This window comes from Hydrogenophaga palleronii NBRC 102513 (assembly GCF_001571225.1).
In the GTDB taxonomy this organism is placed as follows: Bacteria; Pseudomonadota; Gammaproteobacteria; order Burkholderiales; family Burkholderiaceae_C; genus Hydrogenophaga; species Hydrogenophaga palleronii.
Map to the genome: position 1 here is coordinate 139,002 of NZ_BCTJ01000002.1, position 23,743 is coordinate 162,744.

At 65.1% G+C, this 23,743-nt stretch carries 20 protein-coding genes and 2 pseudogenes; 21 read left to right on the forward strand and 1 reads right to left on the reverse strand.

Going from position 1 to position 23,743, the window contains the following annotated elements; translation table 11 throughout:
• Positions 1–162: 162 nt before the first annotated feature.
• From HPA01S_RS03060 to HPA01S_RS03125, 15 genes and pseudogenes are all read left to right on the forward strand, one after another.
• The gene (locus HPA01S_RS03060) at positions 163–1,038 is read left to right on the forward strand and encodes a branched-chain amino acid ABC transporter permease (protein WP_157084881.1); all 876 of its coding nucleotides are present in this window, start codon (positions 163–165) and stop codon (positions 1,036–1,038) included.
• A 4-nt stretch (positions 1,039–1,042) separates the two neighbouring features.
• On the forward strand, positions 1,043–2,119 hold the full coding sequence (locus tag HPA01S_RS03065; protein WP_066266494.1) for a branched-chain amino acid ABC transporter permease: 1,077 nt from the start codon (positions 1,043–1,045) through the stop codon (positions 2,117–2,119).
• A gap of 118 nt (positions 2,120–2,237) precedes the next feature.
• Positions 2,238–3,032: pseudogene (locus HPA01S_RS23485) on the forward strand (ABC transporter ATP-binding protein); the annotation flags it as partial.
• Between the two features lie 72 nt (positions 3,033–3,104).
• Positions 3,105–3,848 (forward strand): ABC transporter ATP-binding protein, encoded by a 744-nt coding sequence (locus HPA01S_RS23435; RefSeq protein WP_281192869.1) that lies wholly within the window; start codon positions 3,105–3,107, stop codon positions 3,846–3,848.
• A gap of 8 nt (positions 3,849–3,856) precedes the next feature.
• Entirely contained in the window at positions 3,857–5,710 is a 1,854-nt protein-coding gene (locus tag HPA01S_RS03075; RefSeq protein ID WP_066266497.1) for an AMP-dependent synthetase/ligase, read from the forward strand.
• Positions 5,711–5,771: 61 nt separating this feature from the next.
• Positions 5,772–6,821: a phosphotransferase family protein gene (locus HPA01S_RS03080; RefSeq protein ID WP_066266499.1), complete on the forward strand. Its 1,050-nt coding sequence runs from the start codon at positions 5,772–5,774 to the stop codon at positions 6,819–6,821.
• A complete protein-coding gene (locus HPA01S_RS03085) occupies positions 6,818–7,318 on the forward strand; it encodes a hypothetical protein (RefSeq protein WP_066266501.1) in 501 nt (166 codons plus the stop codon). The genes HPA01S_RS03080 and HPA01S_RS03085 overlap by 4 nt, the downstream gene beginning before the upstream one ends.
• A complete protein-coding gene (locus tag HPA01S_RS03090; protein WP_066266503.1) occupies positions 7,315–8,436 on the forward strand; it encodes an Rv3169 family protein in 1,122 nt (373 codons plus the stop codon). The genes HPA01S_RS03085 and HPA01S_RS03090 overlap by 4 nt, the downstream gene beginning before the upstream one ends.
• Before the next feature lie 33 nt (positions 8,437–8,469).
• The gene (locus tag HPA01S_RS03095) at positions 8,470–9,630 is read left to right on the forward strand and encodes an ABC transporter substrate-binding protein (protein ID WP_084360423.1); all 1,161 of its coding nucleotides are present in this window, start codon (positions 8,470–8,472) and stop codon (positions 9,628–9,630) included.
• Positions 9,631–9,662: 32 nt separating this feature from the next.
• Positions 9,663–10,079 carry a nuclear transport factor 2 family protein gene (locus HPA01S_RS03100; protein ID WP_066266505.1) on the forward strand — a complete coding sequence of 139 codons (417 nt, stop codon included), beginning with the start codon at positions 9,663–9,665 and terminating at the stop codon, positions 10,077–10,079.
• Positions 10,076–11,233 carry an ABC transporter substrate-binding protein gene (locus tag HPA01S_RS03105; RefSeq protein ID WP_066266507.1) on the forward strand — a complete coding sequence of 386 codons (1,158 nt, stop codon included), beginning with the start codon at positions 10,076–10,078 and terminating at the stop codon, positions 11,231–11,233. The genes HPA01S_RS03100 and HPA01S_RS03105 overlap by 4 nt, the downstream gene beginning before the upstream one ends.
• A 124-nt stretch (positions 11,234–11,357) precedes the next feature.
• Positions 11,358–12,545, forward strand: a complete 1,188-nt coding sequence (locus HPA01S_RS03110) for an ABC transporter substrate-binding protein (RefSeq protein WP_066266511.1) — start codon at positions 11,358–11,360, stop codon at positions 12,543–12,545.
• Between the two features lie 42 nt (positions 12,546–12,587).
• Positions 12,588–13,772, forward strand: coding sequence for a lipid-transfer protein (locus HPA01S_RS03115; protein ID WP_066266514.1), 1,185 nt, complete (start codon positions 12,588–12,590; stop codon positions 13,770–13,772).
• 114 nt (positions 13,773–13,886) lie between these two features.
• Complete coding sequence (locus HPA01S_RS03120) at positions 13,887–16,646, forward strand: winged helix-turn-helix domain-containing protein (RefSeq protein ID WP_066266516.1); 2,760 nt, start codon at positions 13,887–13,889, stop codon at positions 16,644–16,646.
• 30 nt (positions 16,647–16,676) lie between these two features.
• Positions 16,677–17,813, forward strand: a complete 1,137-nt coding sequence (locus HPA01S_RS03125; protein WP_066266518.1) for an acyl-CoA dehydrogenase family protein — start codon at positions 16,677–16,679, stop codon at positions 17,811–17,813.
• Here the strand turns inward: HPA01S_RS03125 and HPA01S_RS03130 are convergent.
• Positions 17,782–18,726: a LysR family transcriptional regulator gene (locus tag HPA01S_RS03130; protein ID WP_066266523.1), complete on the reverse strand. Its 945-nt coding sequence runs from the start codon at positions 18,724–18,726 to the stop codon at positions 17,782–17,784. The genes HPA01S_RS03125 and HPA01S_RS03130 overlap by 32 nt on opposite strands.
• A 75-nt stretch (positions 18,727–18,801) precedes the next feature.
• Between HPA01S_RS03130 and HPA01S_RS03135 the strand changes: the two genes are divergently transcribed.
• From HPA01S_RS03135 to HPA01S_RS03155, 6 genes and pseudogenes are all read left to right on the forward strand, one after another.
• Entirely contained in the window at positions 18,802–19,395 is a 594-nt protein-coding gene (locus HPA01S_RS03135; RefSeq protein WP_169801493.1) for a cupin domain-containing protein, read from the forward strand.
• A 38-nt stretch (positions 19,396–19,433) separates the two neighbouring features.
• Positions 19,434–20,399, forward strand: coding sequence for a Bug family tripartite tricarboxylate transporter substrate binding protein (locus tag HPA01S_RS03140; protein ID WP_066266527.1), 966 nt, complete (start codon positions 19,434–19,436; stop codon positions 20,397–20,399).
• 108 nt (positions 20,400–20,507) lie between these two features.
• Positions 20,508–20,726 (forward strand): annotated as a pseudogene (locus HPA01S_RS23790) (2-hydroxy-acid oxidase); the annotation flags it as partial.
• Positions 20,727–20,793: 67 nt separating this feature from the next.
• The gene (locus tag HPA01S_RS03145) at positions 20,794–21,525 is read left to right on the forward strand and encodes an alpha/beta hydrolase (RefSeq protein WP_066266529.1); all 732 of its coding nucleotides are present in this window, start codon (positions 20,794–20,796) and stop codon (positions 21,523–21,525) included.
• Between the two features lie 154 nt (positions 21,526–21,679).
• Positions 21,680–22,471 carry an enoyl-CoA hydratase/isomerase family protein gene (locus tag HPA01S_RS03150; RefSeq protein WP_066266531.1) on the forward strand — a complete coding sequence of 264 codons (792 nt, stop codon included), beginning with the start codon at positions 21,680–21,682 and terminating at the stop codon, positions 22,469–22,471.
• 31 nt (positions 22,472–22,502) lie between these two features.
• Complete coding sequence (locus tag HPA01S_RS03155) at positions 22,503–23,711, forward strand: acetyl-CoA C-acetyltransferase (RefSeq protein ID WP_066266536.1); 1,209 nt, start codon at positions 22,503–22,505, stop codon at positions 23,709–23,711.
• Positions 23,712–23,743: the final 32 nt, after the last annotated feature.

Here is a 23,743-nt window from a genome sequence, read left to right on the forward strand (position 1 = left end):
TTTTTTGGCCGCGGCATGCGGTGGCATGGATTCGTCGGATAGGACGATATTCCAGAGCAACCCGCTTCCTACCATCAGTGCAACTTCCCGCGCACAGCCTGCGTGGGCCCATAAAAGATGCCCGGCGTGCACTGCACCGCAGGGCCGCGGATGGAGACCGGGTTGCTGATCCTTCAAATCATCGTGGCGGGCATCGCGCAAGGCTGTGTATACGGCCTCATTGCGCTGGGGTTCGTCCTCATCTACAAGGCGACGGAGACCGTCAACTTCGCCCAGGGCGACCTGATGATGCTGGGCGCCTTCGCGGGCCTGGCAGGCATGGGTTTTTTCGGTTGGCCGTTCTGGCTGGCAGCGCTCGCGGCCATCGTGGCGATGGCGCTGCTGGGTCTGTTGCTGGAGCGCGCCATCATCCGCCCGGTTCTGGGCCAGCCGCAGTTCTCCATCGTGATGCTGACCTTTGGTGTGGGCTACGTCATTCGCGGGGCCGTCACCATGGTGCCCGGCATTGGCACCGACACCCATTCGCTGCCCGTACCGTACAAGGGCGCGACGCTGTCGTTGGGCCCAGTCACGCTGGGTGCCGAGCAGCTGGTGGTCATCAGTGCCACGGCGTTGCTGTGCGGCGTGTTGTGGTTGTTGTTCCGCTTCACGCGGGTGGGCATCGCCATGCAGGCGTCCTCCCAGAACCAGCTGGCGGCCTACTACATGGGAATTCCGGTGCAACGACTCAACGGACTGGTGTGGGCCCTGGCCGCAGCCGTTGCCACCGTGGCGGGCCTGCTGCTGGCGCCCGTGACCTTCGTGCACGCGAACATGGGTTTCATCGGCCTGAAAGCGTTTCCCGCTGCCATCGTCGGCGGCTTCGGCAGCCTGCCGGGCGCCATCGTCGGCGGTCTGATCATCGGCGTGGTGGAGTCCTTGTCAGGCTTCTACCTGCCCGAGGGATTCAAGGACGTCATCCCCTACGCCGTGGTGTTGCTGATGCTCGCCATCAAGCCCACCGGGCTCTTCGGCGATCGCGCCCGCAAGAAAGTCTGACCCGATGCGCTTCATCTTCAAAACCCGTTACGACCAGGACATGAATCTGGCCCGGCATGGCGGGCATCTCTTCTGGTATTCGCTGCTGATGCTCGTCTTGCTGGCAGCGCCCTGGGCGCTGCCGGAATACTGGCTGGCGCAACTGACCTTCGTGTTCATCTATGCCATCGTGGCCGTCGGCCTGATGCTGCTGGCCGGCTTCACCGGGCAGTTCTCCATCGGCCACGCAGCCTTCATGGGTGTGGGCGCCTACACGGAGGCCTACCTCGCCGCGCGCGGCTGGCCGTTGCCGCTCAGCCTGGTCTGCTCGATGTTTCTCTCGGCGGCGGTGGGTGTGGTGGTGGGGTTGCCTGCATTGCGCGTCAAGGGCATGTACCTCGGCATCGCAACGCTGTCATTCGGCTTCATCGTCGAGGAGGTTCTGGCGCGTTGGGAAAGCGTGACTGGTGGCAATGCGGGCAAGTCGGTGGTCTCGGCGCAAGTCTTCGGCAAGCCGCTGGCGTCGACGGAGAGCCTCTACTTCCTGTGTCTGTTGTGCGTGGTGCTCAGCACCCTGCTGGTGTTGAACCTGTTGCGTGCGCCGGCCGGACGTGCCTTCGTCGCGATCCGCGATTCTGAGATCTCCGCGCAAAGCATGGGTATCCAGCTGGCCCGCTACAAGTTCCTGGCGTTCGCCATCTCGGCGGCGCTGGCCGGTCTGGGCGGCGCGCTCTACGCGCACAAGATGCAGTACATCTCGCCCGATCAGTTCAGTCTGGTGCAGTCCATTGACCTGGTGTTGATGGTGGTCATCGGCGGTCTGGGTTCGATCCATGGCGCGTTCTTCGGCGCCATCTTTCTGATCGGCATGCCGCAACTGATCTCCTTGGCCAAGGACTATTTGCCGACGGCCGTCGCGCAGGCCGCAGGGCTGCAGAACGTGGTCTACGGTGCGGTGCTGATCGCCTTCGTGATGCTGGAGCCCATGGGACTCTACGGCCGTTGGCTCAAGCTGCGCACCTGGCTGGAGCTCTATCCCTTCTACCGGCGCGGCATGTTCCGGCGCCAGAAGTCCTATGCCAAGTCGGAGCGCTTGAAATGATGGAACACTCCCGCGTCGCTTCGCGCCGCCCCTTCAGGGGGGCAATGCCTGTGGCCTGTCAAAGCCAGTTCCGCAGCGTTCGTGAATGGACATCCGTTCACGCCAAGGTTGCCATCGTATGAGCCAGCCTTTGCTTTCTGCACGCAACCTCAGTGTCCGCTTTGGCGGGGTGCTGGCCGTCAACGACGTGAGCTTCGACGTCAAACAAGGCGAAGTGTTCACCCTCATCGGCCCCAACGGAGCGGGCAAGACGACGGTGTTCAACCTGATCAGCCGCATCTACACGCCCACGAGCGGAACGATCGAATTCGATGGACAGCCCCTGGACGTCGTGGCGCCCTACGGCGTGGCCAACCTTGGCATTGCGCGCACGTTCCAGAACATCGAGCTGTTCGAGCACGCGACGGTGCTGCAGAACCTGCTGATCGGTCGCCACATCCGGCGCAACACCAGCGTGTGGAGCGAGATGCTGTTCTTGCCAAAGGTGCGCGAAGCCGAACGCCAGACACGCCGCAAGGTGGAAGAAATCATCGACCTGCTTGAGCTGCACCACTACCGTGATGCGCACGTAGCGGGGTTGCCCTATGGCGTGCGCAAGGTGGTGGAGCTGGGCCGCGCGCTGTGCACCGAGCCGCGACTGCTGCTGCTTGACGAGCCATCGTCCGGTCTGAATGTGGAAGAGACCGGCGACATGGCTTTCTGGATCGAAGACATCCGGCGCGACCTGGGCATCACCATACTGATGGTCGAGCACGATATGGGGCTGGTCTCCAAGGTGTCCGATCGCGTGTTGGCCATGAATCAGGGCGCGGTGCTGGCGCTTGGTGATCCGGCAGCGGTCCAGGCCGACCCGGGCGTGATCGAGGCCTATCTCGGCACCATGGACAACGTGGCGTCGCTGCGCCGCACGGCGGAGGTGAAGGCATGCGCGACCGCCCAGCCTGTGGCGCCAGCCCGCCTGCACTCCAGTCTGCAGCTCAACAACGTGGAGAGCGCGTATGGCCCGATCAAGGCCATCCGAGGCATCAGCCTGCAGGTGCAGCCGGGGCAGATCGCCACCGTGCTTGGCTCGAATGGCGCGGGCAAGTCGACCATTCTCAAGACCATCTCGGGCATCATCGACCCGGCCAAAGGCAGCATCGTTTTCCAGGGTGAAGACATCACCGCGCGCGACCCGGCACTCATCGTGCAGCGTGGCCTGGTGCATGTGCCCGAGGGGCGTGAGGTGTTCTCGCTGCTCTCGGTGCACGACAACCTGATGATGGGGGCCTACACGCGGACCGACCGGGACGCGGTGGCGCGCGACCTGGAGGTGGTCTACAACTACTTCCCCATTCTGAGAGAGCGTGCGCGCCAGGACGCCGGCCTGCTGTCGGGCGGGCAGCAGCAGATGCTGGCCATCTCGCGCGCCATCCTCGCAGGGCCCGCGATGATCCTGCTGGACGAACCCAGCCTTGGCCTGTCGCCGCGCCTGACCAAGGAAATTTTCGAGATCGTGGTGCGCATCAACCGCGAACTCGGCACCACCATTCTGCTGGTGGAGCAGAACGCCAACATGGCGCTCAACGTGGCCGACCACGGTTACGTGCTGGAAAACGGTCGCATCGTCATGGACGACAGCTGCGATCGGTTGCGTGAGAAGGACGACATCAAGGAGTTCTATCTCGGCATGAAGGAAGCCGGCGCGCGGGGCGACCACCGCTGGAAGAAAAAGAAAACCTGGAGATGAGGCGGCACATGGCACTCTGGAACCTCGATCATCTCAAGCCTCGCGAAGATATCGTGACGCCGGGCGACACCATCTCGCGCATCTTCTGGGCCGGCGTTGCTGCGCGCGGCGAGGCCGTCATGATGCGGCAGAAGGAGTTCGGCATCTGGCGCAGCTGGAGCTGGAGCGAGGTGGGTGGCATCGTCCGCGACCTGTCCATGGGGCTGGCGTCGCTGGGCCTGAAACCCGGCGACTGTGTGTCCATCCTGTCGAACACCCGTGTGGAGTGGGTCTGGCTGGATCTCGCGGTGCTGAGCGCCGCCGGTGTGTCCAGCGGCATCTACCCAACCGACGCCTCGCCGCAACTGGAGTTTCTCTGCGAGAACTCCGACACCGTTGTGCTGGTGGTCGAAGATGAAGAACAACTGGACAAGGCGCTCGAAGTGCGTGCGCAGTTGCCGAAGCTGCGCAAAATTGTGCTGATCGATCCCAAGGGCCTGGCCGAGTTCAGCGACCCGATGGTGATCACGCTCGACACGCTGCGCGAGCAGGGCGCTGCGCACGACCGCGCCCACCAGGGCGAATTCGAGCGCTTGCGTGAGGTGCGCGGCCCGGACGACCTGGCGATCCTGATCTACACCTCGGGCACCACCGGAAAGCCCAAGGGTGCGATGCATTCCAACCGTGGCCTGGTGGTGGTGGTGCATGGCCAGAACACCACGCTGCCGCAGGACGATCGCGACGAACGCATGTGCTTCCTGCCGCTGTGCCACGTGGCCGAACGCGTGGTGGGACTCTATGCGTCCATCTACACCGGTACGCGGATGAACTTCGTCGAGAACCCCGACACCGTGCCCGAGAACGTGCGCGAGATCGCGCCCACGGTGTTCGGCGGTGTGCCGCGCATGTGGGAGAAGTTCTATTCCGCCGTCACCATTTCGGTGAAGGAGGCGGGTACCGTGCAGCAGGCGCTCTACCGCTGGGCCATTGCGCAGGGCCATGCCGTGGCCGACCGCGTTCTGGCTGGTGAGACCGTGAACCCGTGGATGAAGTTCAAGTACTACCTGGCCGGTGTGGCATCACTCAACAACGTGCGCCGGTTCATTGGCATTCATCGTTGCCGCTGCATGGCCACGGGCGCGGCGCCGATCTCACCGGACCTGATCCGCTGGTACCTGGCCTTGGGCATTCCGATGCTCGAAGCGTGGGGCCAGACCGAGTCGTGCGGCATCTCCACCGCCATGCCACCGGGCCGCATCCGGCTGGGCACCATCGGGCCGAAGAGCCCATACAACGAGGTGCGCATCGATCCTGAGACGGGCGAGCTGCTGGTGCGCGGGCCCAACGTGTTCATGGGCTACCTGAAGCAGCCCGAAAAGACAGCAGAGACCATCGACGCCGACGGCTGGTTGCACACCGGCGATGTGGGCACCGAGGACGCCGAGGGCTACTTCCGCATCACCGACCGCATGAAGGACATCATCATCACCGCGGGGGGCAAGAACGTCACGCCCAGCGAATGGGAGAACGAACTCAAGTTCAGTCCGTACGTGACGGATGCGGTGGTGATCGGCGACCGCCGCGCCTACCTGACGGCCATCGTGATGATCGAGCAGGAGAACGTCGAGAAGTACGCGCAAGACCAGAACATCCTTTTCTCCAACTACGCCAGCCTGACCCGTGCGCCTGAGATCCGCGCGCTGATCCAGGAGGAGATCGACAAGATCAACCGCAAGTTCGCCCGCGTCGAGCAGATCAAGAAGTTTTTCCTGCTGGAGACGCAGCTCTCGGCCGAAGACGACGAACTCACTCCGACCATGAAGCTCAAGCGCAGCTTCGTCCAGAAGAAGTACGCACCGGAAATCGAAGAAATGTACCGCTGAGACGCAGGGCGGGCAGAGAGGCCGCCAGGTTTTTTTAACCGACACACACACGGACATCGCCATGACCGAGGTGCTGGAACCCGCCGCGCTGGACGCGCCGTCCGATCTGGGCGACGTGGCCATCGTCGCGCGGCTGGGCGCGTATTTGACGCAGGAGCTGCGCACGTCGGTGCGCGTGGAGGGTTTTCGGCGTTTCACCGGTGGCCTGTCGTGGATCACGGCGGCGTTCGCCCTGCACACCGGCCGCGGCGATGCACTCGACGCACGGGACTTCATTGTCAAGATCGGATCGCCCGCGGGTCTGATGGCGCCGTATTCGTCGCGCCCGCAGTCGGTGGTTTTGCGCGCGCTGGCCGGCACGGCGGTGCCGGTGCCGGTGATGCGCTGGGACAGCGACGACGCCCGCATCCTGGGCGCGCCGTTCCTCATCACCGACCGGGTCGAGGGCATCGAACTCAACCCGTTCACGCGCGACTACGGCATTGCCGATGCGGGCGTGCTGGCGCCGGTGGGAGAGCACCTCGCGCAGGTGCTGGGCGATCTGCAGCGCGTCGACTGGCGAGCGCGGGGATTGTCCACGCTGCAGGGTGAAGACCCCCGCGCGCCGGCCGGGCGCGAGCAGGTCCGGTTCTGGCGCGAGCGTGTGCGCCAGTGGAGCCCAAAACCCTATCCGCTGATGGACTACGCGGCGGCATGGCTGGTGCGCCGCACGCCGATGCAGGCACGCACCGTCATCGTTCATGGCGACTACCGCGTGGGCAATTTTCTGGCCGACGGAGGGCGCATCAGAGCCATGCTCGACTGGGAGATGACACACCTGGGCGATCCGCACGAGGACCTCGCCTGGGCCATGCTGCCCGACATGCGCTTGCGCGGCTTGCTGGAGCACAGCGCGTTCATCGCGCGCTACGAAGCCGCCAGCGGATTGACGGTGGACCCCGACGCGCTCGCCTACTACCGCGTGTTCTCGCTCTACAAGATGGTGGCCATCAACCTCGGCGGGCAGTCCAGTTTTCTGGCGGGTGGGCAGGACCTGCGGCTGGTCTGTCTGTCCAACAACATCCCGATGTTCATGTCGCGCCTGGCCCAGGCGCTGGAGGGCGGCGTATGAACCACAGCAGCCGCCTGGGCACGGAGACACCGGCGTTGATCATGGCCGCCATGGTCACCACGCTGGAAGAACAGTTGTTGCCGCACCTGATCGACCCCACCGCGCGCGCTGCAGCCGAGAGCATGTTGCAGGTGCTGACACAACTGTCCACCACCGTCGCCTGGTCCCCGGCACCGCTGGCCCGTCGGCTTGAGGTGCGTCGCGCGGCATTGGCGGCCATGCCGCGCACGGCGGCGCCGAACCGGCCGGCACCATGGTGTGGCGCGGTGGATCCGACCGATGCCGTGGCACTGGAGCGGGCGATTCACCAGTGCGACGCCTATGTCTCGGAGCTTGTGGCATTCGGACAGGGCGAAGCGGTGCCGCCGCTCGAACGCTGGCTGCTCGGCTATTGCCGCGCCGCCGCTGATGTGGACTTGAGCTTCATGGCGCCCAGCCATCTCGGAAAACTCACCCGCGAAACCGGCCCCAACGTCCGCCCCGAGGAGTCCGCATGATCACGCCGCAAGACGATCTCTTTGGTCACCAGACACCGGCGCCGCTGCACGAGCCGGCTTCGGACGACGCCGGCGTTACCTTGTTCACGGAGCGCTTCTGGTACACCGGTCACGTGGTTCCGGCCGGTGACTTCGTGTTCAACGTGGGCATGGGTCGGTATCCGGGGCGTGGCGTGACCGACGGCTACGTCGGGGTGTCGTTCGAGGGGCGGCAATTCGATTTCCAGGTGTCCCGGCACGCCGGGGAGCGGCCGCTCGACACCGAGGCAGGCGCGCTGCGAATCGAGGTGCTGGAGGGCTTCGGGCGGCATCGCATCACGCTGTGGCCCAATGCCTCGGGCCTGTCCATGGACCTCATATTCCATGGCCGAACCGACCCCAACGACGAAGGCCGCGAGATCATCCGCAAGGGCGACACGCTCTACTCGGACGTCAGCCGCTTCGTGCAGATGGGGCGCTACGACGGCTGGATCTCGGTGGACGGCCGCCGCTTCGAACTGTATGCCAGCACCTGCTGGGGCGGGCGTGACCGCTCGTGGGGCCGCCGGCTCGAGCTGCGGACCACCGATGGCGATGCTCACGCTTCGCGTTTCCCGCCGATGTTCTACGCCTTCGCCTGCCTGCAGTTCGAGGACGAGGCGGTTCATTTCTTCCTCAAGGAAAAGGCACCGGGTCAGCTGCGCTTCCTCGGTGGCTCGCGCAGCTGGCTGCGCGGGCAGGGCCGCGCGCCGGTGGCCATCACAGAGGTGGCGCACGACCTTCAATGGGATCTGCAGGCGCCCAGCCAATCCGTCACAGGTGGGCGGATGTTGCTGAGGTTCGCGGACGGGTCGCATCTGTCTCTTCGGCTGCGTTCGCTGTCCGGTCGCTACTTCCTGAAGGGCGGCCTCTACGGCGGCCTGAATGGCTGGAACCACGGCGATGACCGGGGTGCGCTGCACGAGGGCTCCAGCCGCTGGAACCTGGGCGATACGCAAGACCGTGCACAACTGCGTTCGCTGGCCGACCAGGTCCTGGAGATCGGCGACGGCCAGCGCACGGGACATGGCGCACTGCAATGCGGTGTATCAGCAGGGTATGGAAGGTACGGCGAAGTGGCGCACTTGCCGACGATGTGAGAGCGGTTGACAAGACCAACCAGGAGGCACGACATGACATGGACGAATCGAACCAAGGCCATCCTCGCCGTCACGGCGCTGGTGGTGGTGCAGGCGCCGCTGTCGGCGCAGACGCGTGGTGTGAGCGACAAGGAGATCCGCATCGGCACGCTGCTCGACCTGTCGGGCCCCCTGGCAAGCTCTGGAAAGGACACGCGCGAAGGCATGCAGATGCGCGTGGGTGAGATCAATGCGCAGGGCGGCATTGGTGGCCGCATGCTCAAGCTGCATTTCGAGGATCACGGGTACGACCCCAAAAAGGCCGTTCTAGCCACGCAGAAGCTGTTGGAGCTGGACGGAATATTCGCGATGGTTGGTCAGATGGGGACCGCCATGATGCTGGCATCGGCGCCGCTGCTGGCGCAGAAGGATGCGGTCAACTTCATGCCGCTTTCTGCCACCGCACTTGCATACCAGCCGCCGCAACCGTTGGTTTTCGCTTACATGCCCTCTTACATCGACCAGCTTGCGACGGTCATGCCGCCGTTCCTCAAGCAGGTGAGCGCAAAGAAGGTCTGCGTGATCTACCAGGACGACGAATTTGGTCAGGAGATCCTGCGCGGCACTGAAGCTGGTCTGAAAGCGGCCAGCCAGACGCTGGTGGAACACGTGAGCTACAAGCGCGGCGCAACCGACTTTTCCTCTCAGGTGGCACGCACAGCAGCCGCTGGCTGCGATGCGGTGGTGCTGGGAACCGTCATTCGCGAGACTGTGGGCGTGATGACCGAGGCCCGCAAGATCGGCTACAGGCCGGCTTTCGTCTCAACGGTCACGGCTTATTCGGCGACGGTGCCGAAACTCGGCGGTGACAGTGTCGAAGGGCTGTACGCCACGGTGATCGTCGATCAGCCGTACGTCGACAGCGGGGGGGCCGAATTGCGTGCCTGGGCGCAGCGCTACAAGCTTGCCTACAAGGACGACCCTAGCGTGTTCGCGGCACACGGCTACTTCGTGATCGACAGCTTCATCAAAGCCGCCCGTGCTGCCGGTCCGCAGCTCACCACGGCCAGCTTCGTCAAAGCGCTGGAGACCACGCGCCTGCCCCCCACGCTGTTTGGCACGCCAGAGATGAGCTTCAGCCCCACCAAGCGCATCGGCATCGACGCCATTCGAATGGCACGCATCAAGGACGGACGCTGGATCAGCGCCGAGTAGATCAACTTTCCCCAACCGCCAAGGAGACTCCCATGAGCACGACCGAATTGCAGAGCACTGAACATCTTCTGGATGTGACCGAACGGCTGACCCGTTGTTGGGACCAGCGCGACATCGAAGGCACCTTGCGGTACTACACCGAAGACGTGCAGTACAGCGAACCCGGCGCGGGTGTGAAAATCGGCAGCCGCGAGAAGCTGCGCAACTACCTGAAGAAGTACTTTCAGGAATGGGATTCGCGTTGGACCATCCACGAGCACTTCCGCCTCGAAGGACAAAACGGCCTCGTGGTGTTCTGGGATATGGAGGTCTGGCGCCATGGATCGACCGAGCGCCTGATGACCAAGGGCATGGATCTGTTGATGGTGCGTGGCGAGCAGATCTCGCGCGACACCGTGTACTACGACCGCATGCAGCTCAAGTCGCTGCTGGTGAGGGCCGACAAATGAGCACGCCGTCTCTACCCAGGCTCGTGCTGGCGCTCGTCGTCGCTGTGTCGGCTGCACCGGCCTTTGCGCAGGTGGCGGGCATCTCGCCGACCGAAATACGTGTAGCCACCTTGCAAGATCTGTCCGGTCCGCTGTCTGGCCCCGGAAAGCAGGTCATGAACGGCATGCGCATGCGGGTCGAAGAAATCAACGCGCAAGGCGGTATCCATGGCCGCAAGATCACGCTGCTGGTGGAAGACCATGGCTACGACCCGAAGAAGGCCGTGCTTGCAACCGAGAAGCTGTTCGGCCGCGACGGCGCCATGTTGATGGCCGGTCAGATCGGCACGGCGACAACGTTGGCCACCGTGCCTTTGCTCACGCAGAAGAACGTCATCAACTTCTTCCCGCTCACGTCCGCGCGCGAGGTCTACGAGCCGCCGACGCCGCTGAAGTTCGCCTTTCTCGCGCCGTATTTCCTGCAACTGGGCACGCACACGCCGCGCCTGGCCAAACAGATCAACGCGAAGAAGGTCTGTGCGCTGTACCAGGACGACGAGTTCGGGCTGGAAATCCTGCGCGGTGCCGAGGCCGGCCTCAAAGAGGCGGGGCGCGAGATGGTCGAGAAGACCAGCTACAAGCGCGGCGCGACCGACTTCTCTTCGCAGGTTGCGAAGCTGGCAGCGGCCAATTGCGACCTGGTGGTGCTGGGCACGGTGGTGCGCGAAACCGTTGGCGTGATGACTGAAGCGCGCAAGCTCGGGTTCAAACCGGTGTTCCTGGGTTCCCCGGGCGCGTACTCGAGCGCGGTGGTCGACTTGGGCGGCAAGGACGTTGAAGGCCTGTACGTGACCATGACCGTCGAGCAGCCCTATGTTGATAGCGGACCACCCGAGCTGCGCCGGTTTGCGAGCGGCTACAAGACCAAGTTCGCGGAGGATGCGACGGTGTTCTCGAGCTACGGCTACTTGGTGATCGACCTGTTCGCGCAGGCCGCGCAGAAGGCCGGCGCCAACCTCACGAACGAAACCTTCACCAAAGCGCTGGAAACCGGTTCGTTGCCCGCCACACCGTATGGCACCGGGGAACTCACCTTCACACCCACCAAGCGCCTGGGCAGCGAGGTCGCTCGGCTGTCACAAATTCGCAACGGCCGCTGGGTGGTGGTCGATTGAGTACCTGCCTTCGCTGCGGGTAGGGCGGGGCCGCGGGCCGATCAAATCGTCTGGTACGACGATACCGGCACGCGGCCTCTTGCGTAGTGTCGTGGCTGTGATGGTTCAACACGAGGAAGCCAGCATGAGCAAACGTTTTTCGAATTGCACAGCGGCGGCGGTGCTGACGGCCGTACTCGGCCTGGCCAGCGCCGGGTCGATTGCGCAGACGCAAGGCGTCAGCGCCAACGAGGTGGTCATCGGCACCATCAGCGATCTGTCCGGCCCCATCGCCGGTTACGGAAAAGACCTGCGCAACGGCATGCTGCTGCGGGTCGACGAGATCAACGCCCAGGGTGGCGTCCACGGACGCAAACTCAAGCTGCTGGTGGAAGACAACGGGTACGACCCCAAGCGCAGCGTGCTGGCCGCGCAGAAACTCGTGAACCAGGACAAGGTGTTTGCCGTCATCGGCACCTTCGGCACGGTGCACACGCTCGCGGCCATGCAGGTGCAGGCGCCCAAGGGGGTCTACAACCTGTTTCCCATGTCGCTCTCGCGCGAAATGTACGAGCCAGTCGATCACCTCAAGTTCGCGTTGTTGTCGCCGTACTTCGATCAACTTGAGGCGGTCATTCCGCCGCTCTACAAAAGCACGCAGGCGCGCAAGGCCTGCGCGATCTACCAGGACGATGATTTTGGCTATGAGGTGGTGCAGGGCGCCGAGGCGGGCCTGCGCAAGGCGGGCGCTCAACTGGCGGAGAAAACCAGCTTCAAGCGGGGCGCGACCGATTTCTCTTCACAGGTGGCGCGACTCAAGGCAGCCGACTGTGACTTCGTGGTGACGGCCACGCTGATCCGCGAGACCGTCAGCGTCATCACCGAGGCGCGAAAGATCGGCTTCTCGCCCACCTTCGTGTCGCCCTCGTCGGCCTACACCGACCTCATTCCCAAGTTGGGAGGCAAGGCCATGGACGGCTTCTATGCGGCCATGACGGCGGTGCATCCGTATCCGGACGACGCGTCGGAGGCCGTGCGCAACTGGACCGCGCGGTACCAGGCCAAGTTCACGGACCTGCCCACGGTGTTCTCGACCTACGGCTACACGATGATCGACCTGTTCGCCAAGGGTCTGCAGAAGAACGGGCCGCAGCTCACGGGCGACAGCTATGGCCGCGCGCTGGAGTCCATAGGTGAGCTGCCCAGCGACATCTTCGGCAATCCGCCGCTGCTGTTCACACCCACCCAGCACCTGGGTTCCAACAAGGCACGGCTGTCACAGTTGCAGAACGGCCGCTGGAAGATCGTGCTCGATTACGACCAGTTCAAGTAGATGTCCCATGACCTCCCGTTGCTGTGTGCGGAGACACCTCCGATGAGCCGAAAAGTGTATGTCGCCGGTGTGGGTATGGTGCCCTTCACCAAACCCGGCGCGAGCGAAACCTATCCCCTGCTCGGTGCGGCGGTCATCAAGGCCGCGTTGGCCGACGCGGGGGTGGACTACCAGGTGGTCGATCAGGTGTATGCGGGCTTCGTCTACGGCGACTCCTGCTGCGGCCAGGCGGCGGCGTACCACGTGGGCTTGACGGGCATTCCTATCGTCAACGTCAACAACAACTGCGCCACCGGGTCCACCGCGCTATGGCTCGGCCGTCAGGCCGTGGCCAGTGGCGAGGCCGAGTGCGTGCTGGTGGTGGGCTTCGAGCAGATGCAGCGCGGCGCCATCACCGCCCACTTCACCGACCGACCCGACCCTTCGCAGCGCCTGCTCGACGTGATGGAGGACACGCAGGGCCGCGACGAACGCGCACCTATCGCGGCGCAGCTCTTCGGTGGTGCGGGCCGCATGCACATGCAGCTCTATGGCACGCGTGCCGACACCTTCGCGCGCATCGCGGTGAAGGCGCGGCGCCACGCGGCGAACAACCCCAACGCCATCTTTCGAGATCCACTCACGCTGGACGAGGTGCTGGCTTCGCCGAGCGTGTTCGATCCGTTGACCCGCCTGCAGTGCTGCCCGCCCAGCTGTGGCGGCGCGGCGGCGATCCTGTGTTCTGAGGCCTTCGCGAAGAAGCACTGGATCAGCCGGCTGGTGTACATCGCCGGCCAGGCGCTGGTGACCGATGGAAACAGCAGCTTCGATGAAAACGACATGCGAAAGCTGGTGGGTTTCGACATGACGCGACGTGCCGCGCAGCGCGTGTACGAACAGTCCGGCATCGGTCCGGCCGACGTGCCCGTGGTCGAACTGCACGACTGCTTCACCAGCAACGAGCTCATCACCTACGAAGCCCTCGGCCTGGTGGGGGATGGCGGAGCCGAGCAATTCATTCTGGACGGCGACAACACCTACGGTGGTCGCGTGGTCACCAACCCCTCCGGTGGTCTGCTCTCCAAGGGGCATCCGCTGGGCGCGACCGGCCTGGCGCAGTGCGCCGAGCTGGTCTGGCAGCTGCGCGGACAGGCCGGCGCCAGGCAGGTGGATGGCGCGAAGGTCGCCCTGCAGCACAACCTGGGCCTGGGCGGGGCGTGTGTCGTTACGATGTATGTCAAGGTGTAGACCACCCGTCGCCTTGGGTGTCACACGCGTGAAATGGAGGGCGAAACTTGAGGGCCGACAAGGCCCGCTCCTCGGTGTCTTGGCACAAGGCATCGCAGCCATGAAGCAAGAGACATGACGACCGAAGGCCCGCGACTGAAACTGGTGAGCACGGCCACGCAGGCGGTGCACGAGGGTGCGCGCGCCTCACCGCTGGCGGCCAAGCTCAACCCGCCAATGCCCACGGCTTTCGAGATTGTGCGCGCCGAGGTGGGGGAGAAGATCTTCAACGCCGGCTCGGCCCGGCTGGTGTTGTTGCGCGCACCCGCCGGCTTCGGCAAGACCACGGTCATGCTGCAGGTGCGCCACCGTTTCGAAGAAGCCGGCCTGCCGACCGCCTGGCTCACGCTTGACCGCGCGGACAACGACGTGGGTCGCTTCCTCACCGTGCTGGCCGCTGCGCTTGAACCGCTGGTGCCCGGCCTGGCGCGCGCCCGCGCTGCGCCCGCGGGCAATCTGGAGGAGTTGGCCTTCTCGGTGATCGACCACGTGGCGGCGCACCCGGCACCGTTCGCGCTCTTCCTCGACGACTTCGAGGCGCTGCAGAACCCGGTGGCGCTGGGCATGGTGAATGAACTCATTGACCAGTTGCCGCGCGGTGCCCAGCTCATCGTGGGGTCTCGCGGCGCACCCGAACTGAGCCTGGGCCGTCTGCGCGCGCGCGGCCGCTTGCTGGAGGTCGAGCCCGCGCAGCTGCGCTTCTCGGTCGGTGAGGCCGAGGGCTTCCTGCGCGAGCGCCGCAGACTGGTGCTGGAGACGGAGGACATCGTGCGCCTGCACCGCAGCACCGAGGGCTGGGCGGCGGCGTTGTGGCTGGCCTCGGTGTCGCTGGAACACCGCGACGACCCCGGCCAGTTCATCGCAGGCTTCACCGGCTCCAACGCCGCCGTGGTTGACTACCTGGTGGAAGACGTGCTGGCCCGCCAGACCGAGGACGTGCGTGGTTTTCTGTTGCGCTCCAGCGTGCTCACCGTGCTCAACGCCTCGCTGTGCAACCTGGTCTGCCGCCGCGAGGACAGCGCGGCCATGCTGCGTTCGCTGGAGCAGGCGCACCTGTTTCTGATTCCGCTGCAGCCCGAGGGCAGCGGCTACCGCTATCACGGCATGTTCGCCGAGTTCCTGCGAGCCCTGCTTCTGCGGCAATACCCGGACGAAGTGCCCGGCCTGCACCGCTCGGCGGCGCGCTGGTTCCTCGGCGAGGGCCGGCCGGTGCCGGCCATCGAACACGCCCTGGCCGCGGGGGAGGTCAGCACCGCACTGCCGTTGCTGAACGAGCACGCGCAAGCCCTGCTCGACCAGGGCCGCATGCGACTGCTCTCGCGCTGGCTAGATCCGCTGCTGGAATGCGGCTTGCTCGACGAACACCCCATGCTGCAGGTGGTGCACGCCTGGGCCGTGTGTTTCGCGCGCGGTCCATTGGCGGCCGCGCCACTGCTGGAACGGCTGGAGCAGCGCGCCGACCCGAGCGAGGAGGTAAAGGCACACCGCCTTGCGATGAAGCCGCTCTTGATGGTGCTCACCGACCGCACCGACGAAGCCACCGAGCTGGCCTCGGCGCTGCTCGGCGCGCTGCCCACCCACGTGAGCTTTGTTCGTGGTTTCCTGGAAATCATTCTGGCCAACCTTGCGATGATCGCGGGTCACTACCACGAGGCCTTGCGCTATGCCGACGCGGCGCGCAGCCACCAACCCGAGCACCGCAGCAGCTTCAACTTCACGCTCTCCGAGGCCGCCGAAGCGGCGGTGGATCTCACGCAGGGCCGGCTGCGCAAGGCGCTGGCGCGCCTGCGCCTGGCGGTCAACGCCGGCACGCACGACGGCGGACGCACCACGAACGGCAACGCCATGGCCGGCGTGCTGTTTGCCGAGGCGCTGTTCGAGGCCGACCAGCTCGAACAGGCCGAGCGCCTGCTCGCGGTCTACATCCCGCTGATTCGCCACGTGGGCATTCCGGATCAGTTGATCCTGGCGCATGTGGTGATGGCGCGCATCGTGCAGGACCAGGGCGACGCCGATCACGCGCTGCAGCTGCTGGCCGAGCTGGAGCACCTGGGCCACCGCGATGGACTGCCGCGCGTGGTGGCCGGCGCGCGGCTGGAGCGCGTGCGCATGTTGGTGACCGAAGGCCGACTGGGCCGCGCACGCGCCGAGATCGACCACTGCGGCGACAAGGCGCTGTGGGCACGCGTGAGCCGCTCCTCGCTGCGCGCCAACGAGGTCGAGACGCTTGCGCTGACGCACGCGCGCTGGGCCGTGCAGGCGGGGCACGCGGCCGAGGTGGTGGCCGAGCTGCGCGCCGAGTTGGACGTGGCCGAGCGCGCCCAACGCGAGCGCCGCGCCTTGACGTTGCGCCTGGTGCTGGCACAGGCCCAGTACAAGCTGGGCGAGCGCAATCGCGCCATGCGTTTGCTGGCCAAGGCCGTGTGCTTCGGCGCGGCTGAAGGCTATGTGCGCGCCTTTCTGGTGGAGGGGCCGCTGCTGCTGGTGATGTTGCAGGACCTGCGCAGTGGGCCAACCGACCTGCTCGATGCCGACGGCGGCGCGCCCATCGCCTTCCTCGACCGCCTGCTGCGCGCCCCGGTGGCTCCGCTGCCTCAGCCCACTGTGGCCGGGGCGGTGCTACCCCCGGCCAGCGCCATCGATGCGCTGACGAAAAAGGAACTGCAGGTGCTGCGCCTGGTGGCGGAAGGCTTTTCCAACGACCAGATCGGTGAGCGCATGTTCGTGGCCGAAACCACCATCCGAACCCACCTGCGAAACATCAACGTGAAACTCGACACCCGCAACCGCATGGAGGCCGTGCAGGTCGCCCGGCGCGCGGGCTGGCTCGCCTGAACGGCGCACCCCACCCCAGAGGTAGATCCCATGATGCAACGCGAGATTTTCCAGCCCGAGCACGAACTCTTTCGCGAGACGGTGCGCCGTTTCCTGCAGGCCGAGGTGGCGCCAAACATTGAACGCTGGGAGGCGCGTGGCGGCTTCGAGCACGGCTTCTTTGAGGCCGCCGGCGTGGCGGGGCTGCTGTGCCCCACCGTGCCAGAGAGCCTGGGAGGGGCGGGCGCCGACCTGCTGTACTCCACGGTGTTGCTGGAGGAGGCTGCGCCCTACAGCAACTTCGGCCTCTCGCTCACCATGCATTCTGAGATCGTCACCAACTACCTGCTGCACTTTGCGGGAGAGCACCTGCAGCAGCGCTGGCTGCCGCGCATGGTGACAGGCGAGGCCATTGGCGCGCTGGCCATGACCGAGCCCGGTGCGGGCTCCGACGTGAAGGCAGTGCGCACGACGGCGGTGCGCGACGGTGACGTCTATGTGCTCAACGGCTCCAAGACCTTTATCTCCAATGCCACCGTGTGCGATTTGGTGATCGTGGTCGCCAAGACCAACCCCGCTGCCGGCGCCAAAGGCGTGAGCCTGCTGGTGGTGGACACCACGCTGCCCGGAGTGCGAAAGGGCCAGCCATTGAAGAAGATGGGGCTGAAGTCGCAGGACACGGGTGAGCTGTTCTTCGAGAACGTGCGTGTTCCGGCCGACAGCCTGCTGGGCGAGGAAAACCAGGGCTTCTTCTACCTCATGCGCGAGCTGCCCTGGGAGCGGCTGCAGATTGGCATCTCGGCCATCGCTGCCGCGGAAGCGGCCTACCGTTGGACGCTGGACTACGTGCGCGAGCGCAAAGCGTTTGGCCAGGCCGTGGCCGACTTCCAGCACACCCGCTTCGTGCTGGCCGAACTCAAGACCGAGATTCAGATCGGCCGCACTTTCGTGGACCACTGTCTGTCGCTGCTGTTGCGAGGCACCCTGGATGCGCAGGCCGCCTCCATGGCCAAGTACTGGACGAGTGACCTGCAGGGCAAGGTGGTGGACGCCTGCGTGCAGCTGCACGGCGGCTACGGCTTCATGGCCGAGTACCCGATCGCGCGCGCCTATGTGGACGCGCGGGCACAGCGCATCTACGGCGGCACCAACGAGATCATGAAAGAACTGATCGCCCGGGATCTCTAGCCTGGTGGGTCAGCGGTGGGGGGGGGATGCTGCGGATGAGCTCCCGCAGCCACACGAACAGCGGCAGGCGGTGGGTGCGCTCGTGCCAGACCATCACAGTCTCGATGTCGGCCAGGGCGAAAGGCACGGGCCAGATGTCGAGTGGCAGGTGCGCGGAAAACCGCTCGCAGATCCAGGTCGGCAATGTGGCGACGTGGTGTGAGCTCGCGACGATGTAGGGAATCAACAGCAACGACGACACGCGAACGGAGCGGATGCGGTCGTGCCCGATGGCCTTGAGTTCATGGATCAAGGTTTGCTCCAGCGTCGAGCGCGGCGAGAAGGGCGAGCCGAACACAACGTGGGGGCGCTCGATGTAGGTGTCCAGCGTCAGGTCTGGGCAGCTCCCGCGCGCCGTGATGCACGACATCGGCTGGGAGTACAGAGAGATGCGACGCAGATCGGGGTGGACTTCTGGAAAGTAGCCGATCGCTATGTCGCACTCGCCCTCGCTGAGCCATTCCTTCACATGGTCTGGGTCGGGCGCGCGCACATTGAGCACCAAGCCCGGTGCCATGTCGGACAGCAGGTGCGACAGGGTTGGCAGGTAGTTGAGTCCGATGTTGTCGGCGGCCGCCAGCGTGACAGTGGCCTTCGTTTCCAAGAGGTCCAGCGGGCCTTCGTTGGCAAAGATCTCATCCATCAGCTCTATGCCGTAGCGGACTTTCAGTGCGATGGACTGGGCGCGTTCCGTCAGGTTGAATTCGTTGCCGGAACGCACCAGCAGCGGATCGCCGGTGAGCTCGCGCAGGCGTGACAGGGCGTTGCTCATGCCGGACTGGCTCATCTCCAGCCGTTCCGCAGCCCGCGTGACAGAACGGGTGGCCAACAAGGCGTTCAGACAGACCAGCAGGTTGATGTTGCTGCGTTTCACCTAGGGTTTGTTCCTATCCAGGCGAGTCAATGAGCACATTGCATCCCCTTGATTGTTCGGGACCGCTGATCTTGATTGAATCGGAAGTCTAACGAACTTGCCGAGATCCACATGACTATTCCCTCCGTCAAACCGACCCGAGAAGCGATGCTGGCTTGCGTTGCCCGCTTCCAGGATCTTCGGCGCTGCGAAACCGGCCTTCCCGACATGCAGCTGCCCGATTGCAAGCGCGCGTTCTACAACGTGCTGGGCTTTGACCAGCCCAAGGGAGAAGGCAAGTTTTCGCCGTTCGGCGACCGCGCCGAGGCACACGTGTCCCATCTGACGGCCGGTTTCGGTGTGTCCTTCATCGCGGCCGAACCCGGCAAGGGCGTTCTCATGCACACGCACGACACAGTGGAGACTTTCATGGTGATGAAGGGCGTCTGGAAGCTGGAATGGGAAGGCGACCAGGGCGATGAGCACGTCATCCTTCAGCCCTTGGACTTTGTCGCGTTCCCTATGGGCGTGCAGCGGCGCTTCGAGTGTGTAGAGGCCCCAGCGGGCGAAACCGAAGGTCTGTTGCTGGGCGTGATCGGCGGCACCGCCCCGGCGGCCGAGATTTCCATTGGCGGTATCGAACGGCTGATCGAAGCGGGCATCTTCCAGCGAGAGACGTCCACGGCGTGACCGCCTGCACCCTCGAAGCCATGACAACAGGAAAAAACATGATCAAACTTTTTTTTACCGCCGTGGTGGCCAGTTTGGCGGCCCTCGCGCTGGGCTCGGTGTCCGCCCAGACGAATTACCCGAGCCGGACCGTGCGCATCATCGTGCCCGCAGCGGCCGGCACAAGCCCCGATGTGCTGGCGCGGCTCTACGCGCAGCACCTCAGCCAGTCCTTGGGCCAGTCCTTCGTGGTGGACAACCGCCCGGGCGCTTCCGGAAACCTGGGCGCGGAGGCGGTCGCTAAGGCGCCGCCGGACGGTTACACCCTGCTGTATGGGTACAACCAGATATTCACGATGAACCCGCACCTGTTCACCAAGCTGGCGTACGACTCGACGAAGGACCTGGCCCCCGTCACGCAGACCGTGGGCACCGCCTACGTTCTGGCGGGCAACAACAACCTGCCAGCCCAGGACCTGGCGGGCATGATCGACTATGCGCGCAAGAACCCCGGAAAGCTGGCCTACGCGAGCTATGGGCCGGGCACGGCCTCGCACCTGATCATGGAGCTGATCCAGGACAGCGAGAAGATCCAGCTCCTCCACGTGCCCTACAAACAAGGGCAGATGACCGACGTGATCAGCGGCCAGGTGGCCATGGTGATTGAGCCCTTTCCGTCCGGCATTCCAATGGTGAAATCCGGCCGGGTGAAGGCCCTCGCCGTGACGGGGGAGAAACGTATTGCCGAGTTGCCGAACGTTCCGGCGATGAACGAGGCCGTACGTGGCCTGAACCTGCTCGGCTGGCAAGGCATCTGGACGACGGCGGGCACACCGCCCGAGGTCATCACGCGCCTGAACGCCGAGTTCGTGCGCATCACGATGCTGCCGGACATGCAGAAGCGCATCCAGGATTTCGCCTCGCTGCCCATCGGCTCGTCGCCCCAAGAGATGGCCGCCGTGATCCAGCGCGAGTCCCGCCAATGGGGTGTGGTGATTCGCGACAAGCACATCATCCTGGACTGAGGCGGGCCAACCGACATGAACGCCCCTGAAGACATGACCCGGTGGTTGCCCCACGGTGACGCTGCAGCCAGGGGTTCCCCACAAACAGTTGGAGCGCCTCAAAAAAACTTGATCCGCACCGGCACGCGAGAGCAAGTCAGCACAGGCTGCGACCATAAGCGGCTTTTCGTGGGCGGCGAGGAGCCCTGGGTGTGACGACCGAGATCACGCTGCGCGCTTTTTCCGTTGCCTGAGGCTGCTTGCTCGTTCGCGAGCCTGGAGGCGTCTGTGCGCACCTCCATCGAGGTGATCCAGATGGGGATGTCGATTGCGCGCGTGGAACGGATCGGCGCATATGGTCAACCCTCACGTTCAACTAGCGGACCAACTTTCGCCTGGATTGAGAGGAGACGGCATGTTGAATTGGCAAGGTGACACCCAGGTGGTCGGGCAAGTGCGTTGCCGCCGTTTCGTGCCCAGGTCACAGGCGGATGGCGCCGCCACCGGGGCAGTGTTCGAGCCGCTGGTGGCTGCCGCTCCATCCCGCATCGCGCTCATTCAGCACGGCGGTAGTTCCAACAAGGAAGGCGCTGACGTGTGGGACGTGGCGCACGCGCTCACCAGGCGAGAGGGCATCCGGCTGGTTGCCCTGGACGGGCCTGTGCACGGTGCGCGCCTGGCCCGCGGCGAGAAACTTGAACCGCTGGACGTGCGTGCGCGGTTCTTCGAGAAGTGGGAACACGAGCCGAACCACGTCGAAGTGCATGTCGATGCCTGGAGAGGCCTGATCGACGAGCTGGTCGACGCGTGGCACCCTGAACAGGTGTCCTGGGTCGGGTTGTCCATGGGGACGGCCTATGGCCTGCCGCTGCTGGCGCGGGAGACGGCACGCATCCACAGCGCGGTGATCGGCATGTGGGGCACGAGCTTCGTCAACTCGGCCCGCTTGCGGGTCGATGCGAAGGCGGTGCGCGCGCGGGTCCTGTTCCAGCAAAAGTGGCACGACGAGCTGTTCAGTCGCGACGGGCAGTTGGAGCTGTTCGACGCGCTGGGCACCGATGATCGGCGCCTTCATGTGTATCCGGGGGGGCACACCCGCATGGGCGAGGAACAGCTAGCGGACCTGGTGCGCTTTGTCGTGAACTAGGGCCTGTTCACGCAATCTTTGAAACCCATTCCCTTCCGTCTGCGTTGCGGGCCATGCGCATGGCCCGCAACGCGGCACGAAAAACAGGTGTGACAGGCTCCAATCGTCCAAGGCGACGATATTCCGGAGCACCCCCGCTGGCAGAGTGGCGAGCATGCCTACTGCCACCGAAATTCGCCCCGCCACGGGCATCACCCTGCACACCGAAGGCGCTGTCGCCACCCTGGTGCTGGACCTCGCGCAACCCAAGAACTCCTTTCGCGCGAGCGACGTGCAGCGGCTGGGCGCGCTCCTGGAAGAAGCGCTGGCAGCGAGCGCGCGCTGCGTGGTGATCCAGGGCGCTGGCGCGGTGTTCTCCGCCGGCTGGGACATCGGCTCCATCAACCCTGCGGCTGACGACCCGATGGCGATGATCGCCGACGTGGTCGGCCCCTTCTGTCGCCGGCTTCGCGAGCTGCCCGTACCCACCATTTCCGCCGTGACCGGCCCAGCGCTCGGTTTTGGCTTCGGGCTGGCGCTGTGCTGCGACCTCTGCTTCGCTGAAGAGGGTGCGCTGTTCGGCAGCCCGTTCCGCCACATCGGCATGGTGCCCGACAGCGGCACCCACCACGTCCTGTTGAGCCGTTTGGGTTTTCCGCTGGCGGCCGAACTCATCTACACCGGGCGTTTGCTCAGCGGCACCGACGCGGCCCGCCTGGGTCTGATCAACCGCGCGGTGCCGCGCGACGCGCTGGCGTCGGAGGTAGCGAAAGCCGCCCAGGCCATCGGCACCGGCCCGACGCAGGCGCTGCGCCTGTCGAAGGAAATCCTGTTGCAGGGCGGTGACTTCGACGCCATGTTTGCGCACGAAGGCCGCCAACTTTCCCAGGTGTTTTCCACCGCCGACCTGAAGGAGGGCATCAGCGCCTTCCAGCAACGGCGCCAAGCCGTTTTCCAGGGGTGCTGAGCGGCTCCATTCAACAACCATTCATTGCAATATGACGGAAGCCTACATTCTTGACGCCGTGCGCACCCCGCGCGGCAAGGGCCGCACCAGCGGCAGTCTGCACGAGGTGCCTTCGGCCCGCCTGGCCGGGGGGCTGCTGGCGGCGCTGCGCGACCGACTGGGACTGGACACCTCGCAGGTGAACGACGTCATCCTCGGCTGCGTCGAGCCGGTGCTGGAGCAGGGTGGCGACATTGCCAAGAGCGCAGTGTTCGCTGCCGGCTACGACCAAGCGGTGCCGGGCGTTCAGATCAACCGCTTCTGCGGGTCCGGCCTGGAGGCCTGCAACTTCGCCTCCGCACTGGTGAAATCGGGCCAGGCGGAGCTGGTCATCGGAGGTGGCGTGGAGAGCATGTCGCGCGTGCCGATGTTCACCTCGGGCGGCCCGTGGATCACCGATCCGCAGCTCACCATTCCGAACCGCATCGTGCCGCAAGGCATCTCGGCCGACCTGATTTCCACGCTGTACGGCTACAGCCGCGAGGACGCAGACGCCTACGCTGTGGAGAGCCAGCGCCGCGCTGCCCACGCCTGGCGCGAGGGGTACTTCGGCAAGTCAGTGGTGCCGGTGCGCGACCTCAATGGCCTGGTGATCCTGGAGCGCGATGAGCACGTGCGCGGCGACACCAGCATGGACACGCTGGCCAAGCTCGAACCCTCGTTCACCGTGCAGGGCGAGAAGATGGGCTTCGACGCACTCGCGTTGCACCGCTACCCGCAACTCGGCGGCATTGAGCACATTCACCACGCGGGCAATTCATCCGGCATCGTCGACGGCGCGTCGGCCGTGCTCATCGGCACGAAGGAAGCCGCCGCCGCACAAGGTCTGAAGCCACGCGCCCGCGTGCGCGCCTTCGGCACCGTGTCCACCGAGCCCACCATCATGCTCACCGGCCCTGCGCCTGCCGCACAGGCGGCGCTCAAGCGCGCCGGCATGCATGCGCGCGACGTAGACCTGTTTGAGTGCAACGAAGCCTTCGCCTCCGTGGTGTTGCGCTTCATGGAAGTGCTGGACGTGCCGCACGACCGTGTCAACGTCAACGGCGGCGCCATCGCCATGGGCCACCCGCTGGGGGCCACCGGCGGCATGCTGCTCGGCATCCTGCTGGACGAACTGGAGCGGCGCAACCTGAGCACCGGCGTGGTCACGATGTGCGTGGGCGGGGGCATGGGCTCCGTCATGGTCATTGAGCGCGTCTGAGCGCCACAACAACAAGCAACTGCGGAGCACAA